The 15,184-nt window shown below is 52.1% G+C and carries 17 protein-coding genes and 1 pseudogene; 11 read left to right on the top strand and 7 right to left on the bottom strand.

Annotation, left to right across the window (positions count from 1 at the left end; translation table 11 throughout):
* The first annotated feature begins 262 nt into the window (after window positions 1-262).
* The 4 genes and pseudogenes from RQ738_RS04125 (at window position 263) to RQ738_RS04115 (ending at window position 3,855) form a co-directional block, all read left to right on the top strand.
* Window positions 263-832, top strand: a complete 570-nt coding sequence (locus tag RQ738_RS04125) for an HPF/RaiA family ribosome-associated protein (protein WP_314162221.1) — start codon at window positions 263-265, stop codon at window positions 830-832.
* 60 nt (window positions 833-892) lie between these two features.
* Complete coding sequence (locus tag RQ738_RS04120) at window positions 893-1,351, top strand: CBS domain-containing protein (protein WP_314162220.1); 459 nt, start codon at window positions 893-895, stop codon at window positions 1,349-1,351.
* 101 nt (window positions 1,352-1,452) lie between these two features.
* Window positions 1,453-1,803, top strand: a pseudogene (locus RQ738_RS13720) (Lon-like protease helical domain-containing protein); the annotation flags it as partial.
* Window positions 1,804-1,956: 153 nt separating this feature from the next.
* Window positions 1,957-3,855: an ATP-binding protein gene (locus tag RQ738_RS04115; protein ID WP_314162219.1), complete on the top strand. Its 1,899-nt coding sequence runs from the start codon at window positions 1,957-1,959 to the stop codon at window positions 3,853-3,855.
* A gap of 147 nt (window positions 3,856-4,002) precedes the next feature.
* On the opposite strand, the gene RQ738_RS04110 is transcribed toward RQ738_RS04115, so the two are convergent.
* Together RQ738_RS04110 and RQ738_RS04105 are read right to left on the bottom strand one after the other, a co-directional pair.
* Window positions 4,003-4,350: a hypothetical protein gene (locus RQ738_RS04110; RefSeq protein ID WP_314162217.1), complete on the bottom strand. Its 348-nt coding sequence runs from the start codon at window positions 4,348-4,350 to the stop codon at window positions 4,003-4,005.
* Window positions 4,351-4,366: 16 nt separating this feature from the next.
* A complete protein-coding gene (locus RQ738_RS04105; protein ID WP_314162215.1) occupies window positions 4,367-4,678 on the bottom strand; it encodes a hypothetical protein in 312 nt (103 codons plus the stop codon).
* Between the two features lie 254 nt (window positions 4,679-4,932).
* Between RQ738_RS04105 and RQ738_RS04100 the strand changes: the two genes are divergently transcribed.
* The 3 genes from RQ738_RS04100 to RQ738_RS04090 all read left to right on the top strand — a co-directional run bounded on the left by RQ738_RS04100 (window position 4,933) and on the right by RQ738_RS04090 (window position 8,876).
* Complete coding sequence (locus RQ738_RS04100) at window positions 4,933-6,318, top strand: nodulation protein NfeD (RefSeq protein ID WP_314162213.1); 1,386 nt, start codon at window positions 4,933-4,935, stop codon at window positions 6,316-6,318.
* Between the two features lie 11 nt (window positions 6,319-6,329).
* Window positions 6,330-7,073, top strand: a complete 744-nt coding sequence (locus RQ738_RS04095) for a slipin family protein (protein ID WP_314162232.1) — start codon at window positions 6,330-6,332, stop codon at window positions 7,071-7,073.
* 207 nt (window positions 7,074-7,280) lie between these two features.
* On the top strand, window positions 7,281-8,876 hold the full coding sequence (locus RQ738_RS04090; RefSeq protein WP_314162212.1) for an AAA family ATPase: 1,596 nt from the start codon (window positions 7,281-7,283) through the stop codon (window positions 8,874-8,876).
* 28 nt (window positions 8,877-8,904) lie between these two features.
* Here the strand turns inward: RQ738_RS04090 and RQ738_RS04085 are convergent, their stop codons facing one another.
* The 5 genes from RQ738_RS04085 to RQ738_RS04065 are packed head-to-tail and all read right to left on the bottom strand — an operon-like array spanning window position 8,905 to window position 11,241.
* Window positions 8,905-9,111, bottom strand: a complete 207-nt coding sequence (locus RQ738_RS04085; RefSeq protein WP_314162210.1) for a hypothetical protein — start codon at window positions 9,109-9,111, stop codon at window positions 8,905-8,907.
* A gap of 29 nt (window positions 9,112-9,140) precedes the next feature.
* Window positions 9,141-10,064 carry a peptidylprolyl isomerase gene (locus RQ738_RS04080; protein WP_314162209.1) on the bottom strand — a complete coding sequence of 308 codons (924 nt, stop codon included), beginning with the start codon at window positions 10,062-10,064 and terminating at the stop codon, window positions 9,141-9,143.
* Window positions 10,065-10,094: 30 nt separating this feature from the next.
* Window positions 10,095-10,370, bottom strand: a complete 276-nt coding sequence (locus tag RQ738_RS04075; RefSeq protein WP_314162207.1) for a BolA family protein — start codon at window positions 10,368-10,370, stop codon at window positions 10,095-10,097.
* Entirely contained in the window at window positions 10,370-10,669 is a 300-nt protein-coding gene (locus RQ738_RS04070) for a YciI family protein (RefSeq protein ID WP_314162229.1), read from the bottom strand. The genes RQ738_RS04075 and RQ738_RS04070 overlap by 1 nt, the downstream gene beginning before the upstream one ends.
* 2 nt (window positions 10,670-10,671) lie before the next feature.
* Window positions 10,672-11,241: a septation protein A gene (locus RQ738_RS04065; protein WP_314162205.1), complete on the bottom strand. Its 570-nt coding sequence runs from the start codon at window positions 11,239-11,241 to the stop codon at window positions 10,672-10,674.
* Window positions 11,242-11,377: 136 nt separating this feature from the next.
* Here RQ738_RS04065 and RQ738_RS04060 point away from each other — a divergent pair, with 136 nt between their 5' ends.
* From RQ738_RS04060 to RQ738_RS04045, 4 genes are all read left to right on the top strand, one after another.
* Window positions 11,378-12,232 carry a PHP domain-containing protein gene (locus RQ738_RS04060; protein WP_314162203.1) on the top strand — a complete coding sequence of 285 codons (855 nt, stop codon included), beginning with the start codon at window positions 11,378-11,380 and terminating at the stop codon, window positions 12,230-12,232.
* Window positions 12,229-12,849 (top strand): L-threonylcarbamoyladenylate synthase, encoded by a 621-nt coding sequence (locus tag RQ738_RS04055; protein ID WP_314162202.1) that lies wholly within the window; start codon window positions 12,229-12,231, stop codon window positions 12,847-12,849. Before RQ738_RS04060 ends, RQ738_RS04055 begins: the two co-directional genes overlap by 4 nt.
* A 184-nt stretch (window positions 12,850-13,033) precedes the next feature.
* Window positions 13,034-14,251, top strand: a complete 1,218-nt coding sequence (locus tag RQ738_RS04050; RefSeq protein ID WP_314162201.1) for a tryptophan--tRNA ligase — start codon at window positions 13,034-13,036, stop codon at window positions 14,249-14,251.
* A gap of 11 nt (window positions 14,252-14,262) precedes the next feature.
* Window positions 14,263-15,183, top strand: coding sequence for a segregation and condensation protein A (locus RQ738_RS04045; protein ID WP_409929521.1), 921 nt, complete (start codon window positions 14,263-14,265; stop codon window positions 15,181-15,183).
* Window position 15,184: the final 1 nt, after the last annotated feature.

The raw sequence follows: 15,184 nt of genomic DNA, 5'->3' as shown, positions 1-15,184 counted from the left end.
TTCATGTGTTCATGCGCATCTATCAGCCTGGTTACCTTATTTATCCGAAGCTTACGGCTTATCAGGCTTATGTTAACAGGACAGCAGTGACTAAAAGTGTATGTCTGGCGTAGCGTAGTATTCACAGGTGTTATTAAACACATCCCTCAAGTAGAGTTCAATTTATAGCAATTGGTTCTTTCATTGGTCACAGAGCTGCGGATCCGCGTGAAGACGCAGTATTTCACGCAATACCTGTCTCTGCGAAATATAGGGGCTTGGCATGCAGATTCCTGTACAGATTACGTTTCGAAACATGGAAAAGTCAGAAGCGCTGGAGACAAAAATCAGGGAAAAGGTAGACGAGCTGGAACAGTTTGCCAGGGATATGGTGAGCTGCCGTATCACTGTTGAGGCGCCGCACAAGCATCACAACAAGGGCAATCTGTATGCGATAAAGGTTGATGTCACGCTACCCGGTGATGAAATCGTCGTCAGCCGTAGTCCCGGGCAGAACCATGCGCATGAAGATGTTTACGTGGCAACAAGAGATGCCTTTGCGGCGATGCGTCGTCAACTAGAAGACTACGTAAGGAAACGGCGCCACAAGGTGAAGGCCCATGAAATCCTGCCACATGGCATTATTTCAGTGATCTACCCGGAGAAGGGCTACGGCTTTATCCTGACACCCGAACAGCGCGAAGTATATTTTCATCGTAATAGTGTTCTTAATGCCGACTTCGACAGCCTTGAACAAGGTGAAAGTGTGCATTTTAGCGAGGAGCTGGGGGACGAAGGGCCGCAGGCAACTGCGGTTCATGTAGAAGGCAAGCATCACGAAGTCGCAAAGTAGACACGGGCATGAGGTGATACCCGGGGTGCTTTTCTGACGGATTATTTCAGGGAGTAAGACATGTCAGTCGGTGAATTTTGTAACAGGGAAGTGATTGTCGTCAAACAGGACGAATCTGTGCGCGAGGCGGTCAAGCTTATGCGTACACATCACATCGGTGACGTTGTAATCGTTGCCAGGGAGGGCGATGCATCCCGGCCATTGGGGATTTTAACCGATCGGGATGTCGTGCTGGAAATACTTGCCGAGGATGTTGATATCGATTCGGTAAATGTCGGTGATGTGATGAGCTATGAGCTGGCGACGGTAGATGAGAGTGCAAGCCTTATGGATGCAGTGAAACTCATGCAGTCAAAAGGTGTTCGCCGGCTGCCGGTCGTAAATGGGCAGGGTTATTTGGTGGGGATATTGACAGTGGATGATCTTGTTGAAATTGTTTCGGAAGAGTTGGGTGCTGTCGCCGGGCTTATCTCAAAAGAATTGCGGATAGAGGAAAAGCGGCGCCGGGCAGAATCATGAATAAAGCACGCATAATAGCTGCCTGTTTCGAACGCGGAGCTAACAGGCATCCGTATTAACGGGAGTACAAGCACTTTTAATATTGTTGTTCGGGGAATTCGATGTTAAATAACAAGGAACTCAAGCCTGAACTGCTCTGCACCCGAACTGACCCGGGAATTTTTTCCTTCACAACAACAGATGAACTACAGGTTCTTGACGAGGTTATCGGCCAGGAACGTGCGATCGGCGCTATCGAATTCGGTGCGCAAATAAGAAAGCGTGGCTTTAATCTGTTTGTGCTTGGTCCTTCAGGCTGCGGCAAACAATCAATCGTTATTCAACATCTGTCCCTTGAAGCGTCAACACAGAAGGCACCTTGCGACTGGTGCTATGTGAACAATTTTGAATATCATCACATGCCGGCGGCTATTCGATTGCCAACAGGGAAAGGACATGTCCTCCGTGAGGACGTACAAAAGCTGATAAGTGACTCGAAAATATCAATACCCATTGCCTTTGAGTCAGACGAGTACCGGGCCAAACTCCAGGAAATTCAGGATAATTATCAAAGCCGGCGTGAAGAGGCCTTGAAAAACCTGGATGATGAAGCCGCTGAACATGGTGTGGCACTGGTGAAAGGGGCGCATGGTTTTGTACTTGGTCCGATTGTGGAAGGGAAGCAAATTGATATTGAGGAGTTCTCGAAGTTGTCTGGAGAGAAAAGGCGGCGCATCAACGAGACTATCGAAATATATGAAGAAAAGCTCAGCGCCTTATTGCGACGTATGCCACAACTGGCAAGAGAGGAGAATGAGGAAATTGAGGCGCTAAACCACAGTACTGTGATTGTTGTAGTTGATGTATTGATTCACGATCTGTTTGATAAGTACAGTGATTATCCTGAAGTATGCCGCTATCTGAATAATGTAAAAAACGATATTGCACGGCATATTGGTGATTTTACCGAACGCAGGGAAACGGTGCCTGTGCTTGGCTTGATTGCAGAAGATAAAGACCCAATGCGAAGATATGAGGTGAACCTGCTGATTGATAACAGGGAGAGCAAGGGCGTGCCGGTTATATACGAAGACAATCCTGTTTATCAAAATCTCATCGGCAGGATAGAGCATGAATCCAGAATGGGTGCCCTGATTACTGATTTTACGCATATTAAAGCAGGCGCGTTGCATAAGGCAAACGGTGGCTACCTTGTTCTGGACGTGATCAAGCTGTTGCGCTCGCCGTTCTCATGGGATGCCCTTAAGCGTGCCCTGAATGCAAACAAAATAACACTACAATCGCTTGGTTCATTATACGGCGTCATTGATACGGCGAGCCTTGAGCCTGAACCAATCCCGCTTGATATAAAGCTGGTGCTGCTGGGTGAGAGGGAGTTTTACTACCTACTGCTTGAATATGACCCGGAATTTTCCGAGTTGTTCAAGGTTGCTGCAGATTTCGAAGAGAATATGGAAAGGACGGAGAGTAATGTTCAGTTGTATGCAAGGATGATCGCCACCCTGGCTAAAAAGGACGAGATGCTTGCCTTTGATGCGCGGGCTGTTGCAAGAGTTATTGAACATGCCGCCAGACTGGCAAATGATGCCGAAAAGCTCTCAGTGCATATGCTGAGTATGGTAGATCTCATGCAAGAGTCTGAGTACTGGGCGATAAAGCATGGATTATTGGTTGTTGGAGAAGGCGAAGTCCAGCAAGCGATTGATTCACGTATACACCGGTTTGACAGAATCAGGGATACCATGATTTCCGAGATGCAGCGCAAGACTATTCTTATTGATACAGAGGGTGACAAGACAGCCACGGTTAACGGCCTGGCAGTGGTCGATCTGAATAGTTTTCGCTTCGCTCATCCTGTACGTATTACAGCGACGACTCGCCTGGGAGAAGGTGAGTTTATAGATATATCGCGCGAGGTTGACCTCGGTGGCGCCATTCATTCAAAGGGGGTGTTGATAATATCGGCATTCCTGGCCTCCAGGTTTACAAAGAAATTCCCCTTATCATTATCAGCCAGTCTGACATTTGAGCAATCCTACGGAAAAATCGATGGCGATAGCGCCTCACTGGCGGAATTGTGCGCACTGCTTTCATCATTGGCAGACGCGCCGGTGCATCAGTACCTCGCGGTGACCGGTTCCGTTAATCAGCTGGGGCAAGTGCAGGCAATTGGTGGGGTGAACGAAAAGATTGAAGGTTTCTTTGATATCTGCAAGACCGGCGGATTGGCCGGTATGCAAGGGGTCGTCATTCCCGAGTCAAATGTAAAACACCTGATGTTGCGACACGATATCATTGACGCTGTCAGCGTCGGGGAATTCCACATTTACCCGGTAACCAATATTGATCAGGCAATCGGTATAATGACCGGTATCGAGGCAGGCACAGCGGACAGCAGTGGCAAGTACACGGACGGAAGCATCAATTTCCGGGTGGAGAATAAGCTGTTGAGGATGTCGGAAACCCGGGAAAAGTTTGTCAAGTCAAATCATCCCGGAGCCTGATCGAGTCAATCGATATCATATCCGCATATCTATGAAAGTGTAAATTCTTCGCTATAAGCAACCCGATATCTGTCTGCTGCCGCCGATGTGACTTTGCCTGCTTGCGAACGCGTACCTGGCAGTTTGGTCATGGCATTGTCAGGTCAGTTACATGCCGATAACCTTGATAAATGATTTCGACAGTTCGCCACGTCCCGCCTTGTCCAGGATTTCAATAATGGATTGTGATATTTCGGCCAAAGGCCCGCTGAAGAACACCATGCCAAGCTGGAGCATGGCCGGGGTATCTGCAACAGGGTTGTTTATATTCGGGTGTGCTGGCGGCAGGAATGTCATTTTTATCTCATCCACCTCTGAGGGGATGGATTCACATCCGCCGCCAGGTGAAAGAAAATCAAAGAGCTCCTCAGGGCTGTGAAGGGGAACGCTTTCTTCCATAAGCTCGACATCGCCATCCCTGGCGATGAACTCTACTATCAGAACAGGTTGTGGCATATATCTGTCAGGGTTATCAGTCTTTTGCCTTGGGTGTTGGGTAGGGGGCCGCACCAAGCTCGGGTGTCTCGGTTTCTTCCGGCGGCTCATACGCTCCCTTACCCTCGTACAACTGGTATTCGGTAAGATTCAGCATGCCGTCCTTGTTCTTGTCAATTTTCTTGAAGTTCTTCACCAGGTCTCTTCTGACCTTGGTTTCTTCCTTGTCAATGTAACCATCGGCATTGACGTCAATCTCCCCAAACAGCAGTGGGTAATCTGCTGAGACGGCAAATTGAGAGACAATGGTGCCTATAAATATCACTGCTGAAAGTTTTCTGAGGTACATAACGGACGCTCCTGATAGTTGCTGGTTTAACTCTGGATTAAGGGTTTTTGGATCCGTGATTGCAGGGTGTTGGTAATATCCCTTGCTGTGTATTCAGGCTAAAAAATATAGTCTCGAAATCATGTTGTTTTATACATATGTACTTTTACCATTTTTTGTTCTTGTGCGATTCGGGTAATCCTGTCATTTTTGTGATACCTGTTGTGATGTTGAGGGATAGATTTGTTTAAACAGTAACCAAGGAACTTACGTATATGACAGGCCCGATAAAGGGATTTATGTTCATGTTGGTGCTCCTGTTGGCAACCGGTCTGCCTATGAACATGGCGGTTTCAAGTGATCCTGTAAGGCAGGTTGTACAGTTAAGTGTCGAAGGCGTCATTGGCCCCGCAACCGATGATTATATCGAACGGGCATTGCACAAAGCCGCAGGGTCAGGCGCCGAACTGGTGGTGCTCAGGATGGATACCCCTGGCGGGCTGGATACAGCGATGCGCAATATCGTCAAGAATATCACTGCCTCGCCAGTGCCTGTGACAAGTTTTGTTGCACCGAGCGGGGCACGTGCAGCCAGTGCCGGCACGTATATTCTCTATGCCAGTCATATCGCCGCCATGGCCCCCGGCACCAACCTGGGTGCGGCAACACCTGTGCAGATAGGCGGCATCGGTGCGCCAGGCAGGGAAAAGAACAGCGACGATAATACGGATGAGCAACCATCGGGCATGCCGGCGGCCAGCGATGACGCCATGGAACGCAAGCTTGTTAATGATGCGGTGGCCTATATCCGGGGCCTGGCCCAACTCCATGGCCGTAACGAGGAATGGGCGGAGCAGGCTGTGCGTGAAAGTGCGAGTCTGCCCGCAAGTGATGCCTTGAATCTAAAGGTGATCGATATTATCGCTGGCAGTGTGCAGGAATTGTTAAACGGGATAGATGGCCGGGAGGTCATGGTACTGGGACAGAAGCGCATACTACAGACGAAGGGTCTCAGCATCAGACTATTGGAACCTGACTGGCGCAGTGAATTTCTCGGCGTGATCACTAACCCGACCATCGCGTATATCCTCATGCTTATCGGTATTTACGGGCTGATACTGGAATTCTCGAATCCCGGCGCGCTCCTGCCCGGTACGATTGGGGCAATTTCGTTACTGATCGCGCTCTATGCTTTTCAGCTGCTCCCTGTCAATTATGCGGGTATGGGGCTCATTCTGCTAGGCGTGGCGCTGATGGTCGGCGAGGCCTTTGAACCAAGTTTTGGCATGCTCGGGATCGGTGGTGTTATTGCCTTCATCATTGGTTCGGTCATTCTGATAGATACGGATGTACCCAGCTTCGGCATTGATATTTCGGTGATCATTACCTTCGCTGCAATCAGCGCACTGATTTTCATTTTCGTGATTGAAATGGCGCTACGCGCACGCAAAAAACCTGTTGTCAGCGGTATTGATGAAATGATTGGTGGCACTGCCACTGTCACAGATGACTTCGAGGGCAAGGGCCTGATCAGTATACATAGTGAATTATGGCAGGCCGTTAGCGATCAACCACTACGCAAGGGACAGCGCGTTAAAGTTGTCGGGGCGACAGGTCTGATCCTCAAGGTCGAACCGATTAAAACCACCAAAGAGGAGTAACAGCAATGAGCATGTATGCGACATATATTGTGCTGGCACTGGTAGTAATGTTTCTGGTCAGTGCCATCAGGATCCTGCGCGAGTATGAGCGTGGTGTGGTTTTTATGCTCGGCCGTTTCTGGAAGGTGAAGGGGCCGGGATTTATTATCATTATCCCCTTCATTCAGCAGATGGTCAGGGTGGACTTGCGAACAATCGTAATGGATGTGCCTACCCAGGACGTGATATCACGTGACAACGTCTCCGTCCATGTTAATGCAGTTGTATATTTCCGTGTTATCGACCCTGAAAGGGCAATCATCCAGGTGGAGGATTTTTATTCTGCTACCAGCCAGCTTGCCCAGACTACGTTGCGATCGGTGCTGGGCAAACATGAGCTTGATGAAATGCTGGCAGAACGGGAACGATTGAATGTCGATATACAAAACAGCCTGGATCAGCAAACTGATGCCTGGGGGATCAAGGTGAGCAATGTCGAGATCAAGCATGTCGATCTCGACGAAAGCATGATACGTGCCATTGCCAGGCAGGCCGAGGCGGAGCGGGTCCGTCGTGCCAAAATCATCCACGCGGCAGGTGAAATGCAGGCCTCTGAAAAACTGCTGGAGGCAGCCCAGACCCTTGCCCGTCAACCCGAGGCCATGCAATTACGTTATCTGCAGACACTTACCGAGATCGCAGGTGAGCGTAGCAACACGATAGTTTTTCCACTCCCCATTGACCTGTTGTCAAAATTAACCGACATTGGTAAATAACTGCTACGAGCCGGGCAATTTCACCAGGCAAGCGAATAAGGATGAATGGCATGGACGAGGAAAGCAAAGCCTTACTGCGCAGTATCGCCCATCATCTCAAGTGGGTAATTGTCCTGCTGGTTGTCTACAGCGCGAAGTAAGGGTTATGACGGGCGAATACGAATATAACCTTTTCCACTCCCCAACCTCAATGCGGTCTTGTCTGCTATGGACGTGAACCATATCAGCAAGCAGAAGCCCGCCCTTATTAGCGTCATGATGAATCCCGGCCTGTATGATCATCCTGTTGACAGGTTCGAGTTGATCGAGACCCATATTTCATGGGTTATCCTCACCGGCCCCTACGCCTACAAGATAAAAAAGCCGGTTAATCTCGGTTTCCTGGATTTTTCCACCCTGGACAAACGTCGATTTTATTGTGATGAAGAGGTCCGTCTGAATCGCCGACTGGCTGAACATATATACCTCGGCGTCGTCGCCATTACCGGTTCTGCCGCGCAACCGAAGCTGGACTGCGAGCGCCAGGAGGGTGCCATCGAATACGCAGTGAAGATGGTGCAGTTCCCACAACAGGCGCAGCTGGACAGGCTCCTTGCTGCCGGCAAACTGCGCCGACTGCACCTCGATGCAATCGCGGTGATGGTCGCGGACTTTCATTACCGTATTGAGGTGGCTGATCAATCCGCCGCCTATGGTTTACCTGAACAGGTGTACCAGCCGATGGCAGAAAACTTTGTTCAAATCCGCGAGCAATACCCCGCACAGCAAGGCGACCAGGCGTGCCTGTCGGTACTCGACGAGCTGGAAGAGTGGAGCAAGATTCGCTTTATCACTTTACGGCCCTTGCTCGAGGAACGGAAAGAGGACAGATATATCCGTGAGTGTCATGGGGATTTACATTTGCGCAACCTGGCCTGGGTTGATGAGGCCCCGCTGGCCTTTGACTGCATTGAATTCAATCCCGATCTGCGCTGGATAGATGTGATCAGCGAAGTCGCATTTATGGTTATGGACCTTCAGGCACGCGAGCAACCCGGATTAGCACAACGTTTCCTGAACAGCTATCTCGAGCATACCGGTGATTATGCCGGTTGCCGTGTCCTGGATTTTTATATGGTTTACCGTGCAATGGTGCGCGCCAAGGTCAATACAATTCGAGCTTGCCAGTCCGGTATTACCGCAACCGCGAAGGAGCAGGCCGAGCAGGCACTGTTGCGATATCTGCGACTGGCGCAATCTTGCACTGAAACTGTCGAGCCACAATTAATCATTACCTATGGCATGTCTGCTACAGGTAAAACCACGCTGACACAAAGCTTGCTGGAAATGCTGGCGGCGATCCGTATACGTTCTGATGTGGAAAGGAAGCGTCTCTTTGGCCTCTCCGCGGAACAGGCAGCGTATGCAGCGGCTGGAGAGGGGATATATACCCCCGCTACAAGCCAGCGTACCTATCGAAAACTGGTGGAGCTTGCCGGCTATATTATTGATGCAGGCCACACCGTCATCATTGACGCAACCTGCCAGAATTACGAGCAGCGTGAGCTATTTCGCCAACTCGCGTCGGTGAAATGCGTGCCTTACATTATCCTCGAATTCTCCGCGTCGGCAGAGACCTTGCGGGAACGTATCGTTAGCCGGGAGAAAGGTGCCTCGGACGCGGATCTTGCCGTGCTTGAAGGCCAGATTGCCCACTGGCAACCGTTAAGAGATGAGGAACGGGCTCATACCCTGGTGGTTGACACTGAGGCATTGCCGAGTCTGGAATCACTCGCCGGGCAGATTCACCATCAGCAGCGGTGATGGGTGTGTTCAGTCTTTTGCTGCGTACTTATTGACCTTGTAGCCGACGGATTTCGACATCAAGCTGTATCACCCTGGCGAGGAGATTGGCAACACTCTCGCAGTGGCAGCCGCAACTGAGAGGGTTGTCGTGATTCAGCGTAGCGGCTGCCTTCTCCGGCTTTGTGCAGGGCCGGCAGATATTCTCTGCGTCCCGCCAACGCTGCAGACGTTGCCGTTGTTCTGCTGTCGTCATGATGCCGCAGTTCCGCCCCCGGTGGTGGATTAATAATTGTTCATCATGATGTCGGGCTTGCCATCTGGCTGCAGTGGCTCGGGTGCCGGCGTAGGCATGACGGTAGCCGGTTTGATGATTTCGACTTCGGCATCGCGGCGCAGTTCAACGATGTATTCCTCTATCTGACGCCGCTGTAAAATTTCCCTTACCTGCTCCTTGACTTCGGCAAAGGCCGGCGGCGGGTTATCGCGCCGGTCTTCGAGGTAGAGCACATGCCAGCCAAAACGGGTCTGGATGGCCTCCCTGGCATACTCACCTTTTTTCAGGTCGTTGAGCTTGTCGCGGAATTCCGGCAATACATCGGGTTCCGCTTGCCAGCCCAGGTCACCGCCCTCGGACGCAGACGGCCCGGTCGAGTATTCCTTCGCGACGTCGACGAAGTCAGCTCCCTTATTCAGCCTGGCCAGCACCTGTTGGGCGCCAGTCTCGTCCTCGGTGAGGATATGGCGAAGCCTGAATTCGGTCATAGTCAGGTCGGCCATGCGTGATTCGTAGTCCTTGCGCATATCCTCCTCAGTGATCGGATTCTTGCGCACGTGCTCACGAAAGGCAGCAGTGGCCAGGATATTGCGACGCTGCAATTCCAGTTCGGTAACAATATCCGGATTTTTGTCCAGGTCGTTGGCGAGCGCATCCTGGATGACGAGTTCGAAGTTAATCATTTCATCAAGGATGCGTTGGCGTGTGGCGCCGGCAGAAAGGGCGTCCTCACGCTGTTTCAGGTAGGCCTCGAAAAGCCGCTCGGAAATGGGCTTGCCATTAACGACCGCGACTGTACTGTCTGTTTCAGTAGCCGAAATCGCGCTCGGCGAGTCTTCTTTCTGCCCGTCAGTAGCCGGTGTTTTACCTTCACCACTACAGGCGCTGAGGATAAGCGGGATTATACAGGCTGCAATCAGTTTTCCGTTCATGGTAATCCTTGTTGTTCGGGTAGGTGGTGTTTATAACTCTTCCGGTGTATAGGCCTTGATGCCAAGTGCATGGATGTCTGTCTGCATCATGTCACCGAGCGCAGTATAGACCTGGCGGTGGCGTTCGATAAGCGATTTGCCTGCAAAGGCATCCGCGATGACGGTAACATTAAAATGTCCCATACCGGTTTTCGCCCCGGCATGGCCGGCATGCAAGTGACTCTCGTCGACAACATCGACGTTTTCGGCATTTAGTCCATCGGTGAGACGTTGTTTGATCTGTTCTATACGCTTGCTGTTATCCATTATGGTAATACCTTCTTGAAGGGTTTTACTTTTACCCCGGCATAAACACCGCTCTCGAGATAAGGATCGGCATCGGCCCAGGCCTGCGCCGCTTCAAGCGAGGCAAACTCGGCTATCACCAGGCTCCCTGTAAAACCGTTTGCGCCCGGGTCTTCGCTGTCAATGGCCGGGTGCGGGCCGGCAATCAGCAGGCGACCTTCATCACGTAATTGTTCCAGACGCGCCAGGTGCGCCGGCCGTGCACTGAGACGCTTGTCCAGGCTGTTTTCAATGTCTTCACTGATGATCGCGTAATACATATTCATTCGACCTTGTCGTTGTTCTCGGAATCAACTTGATTGCTATCGACATAACGCGACAGCATGACTCCCTGGGCGATGATAAAGACAAAGGTCAGACCGAGCATGCCAAAGGTCTTGAAGTTTACCCAGGCCTCCTGGCTGAAATTATAAATGACATAAATGTTAATAAATCCCATGAGGGTAAAGAACCCGACCCAGGCAAAGTTCAGTTTGGCCCAAACACTATCCGGTGCCGTCAAGGCCTTGCCCATCATGCGTTTGACGAAATTGTCCTTGCCGATGTAGTGGCTGCCAAGAAAGGCCAGCGCAAAGACCCACTCCAGGATAGTCGTCTTCCACTGTATATAGAGCGGGTTATCGAGGTAAATGGTGATGCCGCCGAAGACGCTAATCAGGGCGAGGGTGATCAGGTGCATCTTTTCAAAACGTCGATGCCGTAACCAGTGAATGGCAACCTGCAGGAAAGTGGCGGCGATGCCGACCTGGGTGGCAACGATCATGTCATTGCCGGACAGCTTGAAGGCGGCGAAGAACAGAATAATCGGAAAAAAATCGAACAGCATTTTCATGGTTGAGTACTAATCTACCGCTGGGCGGCGCTCCTGATGGTTTTTGCCCGGTTATTATGCACGAGTCCCGGGCGAATTGGCATTCCGCCGCATAAGGGGGTGTGTTTTGCCAGAATCCCTATACAATGACGGCCCTATGTTATTTGACTTGCATTCACACAGTACGGCCTCTGATGGCACACTTACCCCCACCGAGCTGGTCACGCGTGCCCACGAGCAGGGCGTGCAGGTGCTTGCGCTGACCGATCACGATACCACAGCCGGGCTTGCCGAGGCACGGCAGGCCGCAGCCGGCAAGCTGGAGCTGATCAACGGTATCGAGGTCTCGGCAAGCTGGAATGGCCAGACCATTCATATCGTCGGCCTGGGCCTGGATCCCGCTAATGCCGACTTGCAGGCAGGCTTGGCCAGGCTTTGTGAGTTTCGCGAGTGGCGGGCCGAGGAAATCGCCCACCGCCTGGAGAAGAAACGGATTCCGGGTGCCCTGGAAGGCGCGCGCGCCTATGCCAAGGGGCAACTCGTGAGTCGCACGCATTTTGCGCGTTTTCTGGTCGAAAAAGGCTATGCCGAGTCAATACGTGCGGTCTTCAAGCACTACCTGGTCCGTGGCAAGCCAGGTTATGTGCCCGGAAAATGGGCGGAATTGGAAGAGGCCGTGCGCTGGATCACGGTCGCCGGAGGCCTGGCCGTGGTCGCACACCCGGCGCGTTACCGGATCACGGCAACCCGCTTGCGGGTGCTGTTGGGCGAATTTCGCGAATGCGGTGGCATGGCTATGGAAGTCGTGTCCGGCAGCCACAGCAAGGATGACTGCCAGAGCATGGCCGCCCATGCCCGGCGCCAGGGCTTGCTGGCTTCGCAGGGGAGTGACTACCATGGCCCGGAGAATCCGTGGATCGAACTGGGACGATTGCGGGAGATGCCGGCAGGCTGTCTTCCCGTCTGGGAAAGCGAGTATTGGCAGACAGGGATGAGGTCGCTTGGTAAATGAGCCAGTTTTTCGAGATTCACCCGGACAATCCACAGCGACGCTTAATCCACCAGGCGGTTGAGATCATTCGCCAGGGCGGGGTGATTGTCTACCCGACTGACTCCAGCTATGCCCTCGGTTGCCAGATTGACGACAAGGCGGCCCTGGAGCGTTTGGCGCGTATCCGGCAGGTGTCGAAAAGACACGATTTCACGCTACTTTGTCGCGATTTGTCGGAAATCTCCACCTATGCAAAGGTCGATAACAAGGCCTACCGGCTCATGAAGTCGCTCACTCCCGGGCCATATACCTTTATATTCAAGGCGACTCGCGAAGTGCCAAAACGGCTGTGGAACCCGAAACGCAAGAGCATTGGCATCCGGGTGCCTGATAACGCTATCGTGCAAGCCCTGCTGGCGGATCTCAATGAACCGCTCATGAGCTCGACCTTGATCCTGCCCGATGAGGACCGGCCGCTGAATGACGCCAGTGCCATTCGCGAGATTCTGGAACACCACGTTGACCTGGTTATCGACGGTGGGCCTTGTAGCGTGGAACCGACGACGGTACTGGATTTGTCAGAAGGGGATGTTCAGATACGCCGCCAGGGGCTGGGCCCGACCGATGCTGTTACCTGACATTAAGAATAATTCATAACCTATTGAATATAAATATCTTGCATTGCGGGTTACGGGCTCACTCTCAAGTCATTTGTGAACTGACCATGACCCACAAAACAGGTATAATCATGCCGTCCGCGAATGGCGGTCAGAACAAGAATCAGGTGTCGCCCGGAGTTACGGGCCTATTTGGGAGGTTTCGTTGAGTTCTATCCCCGGTCAGAATGACCGCGTGCTGTCTGGCATGCGGCCCACAGGACAACTCCATCTCGGTCACTACCACGGCGTTCTCAAGAACTGGATCAAGTTGCAGCATGAATATCAATGCTACTTTTTTGTTGCCGACTGGCATGCCCTGACGACCCACTACGAAGACCCGAGCATTATCGCCAATAGTGTCTGGGACATGGTCATCGATTGGCTGGCCTGTGGCATTAACCCGGGCAACGCCACCCTGTTTATCCAGTCTCGCGTGCCCGAGCATGCCGAACTGCACCTGTTGCTATCGATGATGACGCCGCTGGGCTGGCTGGAGCGGGTGCCGAGTTACAAGGACCAGCAGGAAAAGCTCAAGGAAAAAGACCTCGCCACTTATGGTTTTCTCGGCTATCCCTTGCTCCAGAGTGCCGATATCCTCATGTACAAGGCCGGTCAGGTGCCGGTCGGTGAAGATCAGGTAGCGCATGTCGAGCTGACCCGCGAGGTCGCCCGTCGCTTTAACCATTTATACGGTCGCGAACCGGATTTTGTGGACAAGGCCGAGGCAGCCGCGAAGAAGATGGGCAAGAAGAGCGCCAAGCTGTACCGGGAACTGCGGCGTCGTTACCAGGAACAGGGTGATCACGAGGCTATCGAAACCGCGCGTGCCCTGCTCGAAGAACAACAGAATATTACCCTTGGCGACCGTGAGCGCCTGTTTGGTTATCTTGAGGGCAGCGGCAAGATCATTCTGCCCGAGCCGCATGCGCTGCTAACGCCGACTTCGAAGATGCCGGGACTGGATGGACAGAAGATGTCCAAATCCTATAACAACACGATTTACCTGCGTGAAACGCCGGCCGCCGTCGAACAGAAGTTGCGCACCATGCCGACTGATCCGGCGCGGGTTCGCCGCAACGACCCGGGTGATCCGGCAAAATGCCCGGTCTGGCAGTTACATAAGGTCTACAGCAATGAGGCTGTGCTTGAAGAAGTGCAACAGGGCTGCCGTTCGGCCGCTATCGGTTGCCTGGATTGCAAGCAGCACATCATCGATGCTATTCATGAAGAACTTGCCCCGATACAGGCGCGTGCGCAGGAGTATATTAAAGATCCTGACATGGTTCGTAATATTATTAACGAAGGCTCGGAAAAGGCGCGCGATGTCGCCAGGCAGACTATTGATGAAGTACGACAGGCGATGGGCCTGGCTTACCGTTAAGCGGACAATCCATGACTAAAAAAACAACACAGGCAGTTGCAGCCGAACAGCCTGATGCAGAACCGGAAGAGGTGCAGCAACCTGATGCGAATGGTGAGACGACTCATCCGCAACAGGCCGAGATGCCATTTGCCATTGTCCAGGGTGAAAGGATTACAGAATTACCGCTGGATCTGTATATACCGCCGGATGCACTGGAGGTCTTTCTTGATGCCTTCGAGGGCCCGCTGGATCTGCTCTTATACCTGATTCGTCGCCAGAATCTTGATGTGCTGGATGTGCCGATCGCCGAGATTACACGCCAGTACATGGAATACGTCGAGTTGATGAAGGAAATGCAATTCGAGCTTGCCGCCGAATACCTGGTGATGGCTGCCATGCTGGCGGAAATCAAGTCACGCATGTTATTGCCGCGCCGGGAAAGCGAAGAGAGCGAGGAAGAAGACCCGCGTGCCGAACTGGTGCGACGCCTGCAGGAATACGAGCGCTATAAGCAGGCTGCCGAGAATCTCAACGAGATGCCGCGCATGAATCGTGAAATTCACAGCGTCGAGATTCCGACACCGGAAGTCGGTACAACGAAATTGCCACCGCAAGTCGACCTGAAGGATGTCCTGTTCGCCTTTCAGGAAGTCCTTAAACGGGCAGAGATGTATTCACATCATCACATTCAGATGGAACCTCTTTCGGTGCGCGAGCGGATGTCGAATGTCCTGAGTAGTCTTGGCACAGACAAGTTCACGGGATTTGGTGAGTTGTTTACGCTGGAAGAAGGTCGTTCAGGTGTGGTTGTTACCCTGCTGGCCATTCTTGAACTGCTCAAGGGGCACTTGATTGAAATGGTCCAGAATGAACCCTATGGACCTATCTATGTAAAAGCGGCCTCAGCCGATAAGGTTGAGTTGCCCGAAGACATAACAGACCTGGATTGAT

Origin of the sequence: Sulfuriflexus sp. (assembly GCF_032250955.1) — a bacterium.
Classification (GTDB): domain Bacteria; phylum Pseudomonadota; class Gammaproteobacteria; order AKS1; family AKS1; genus Sulfuriflexus.
Note: the sequence above shows the minus strand (reverse complement) of the source record. Positions and strands in the feature narration are given on the sequence as shown.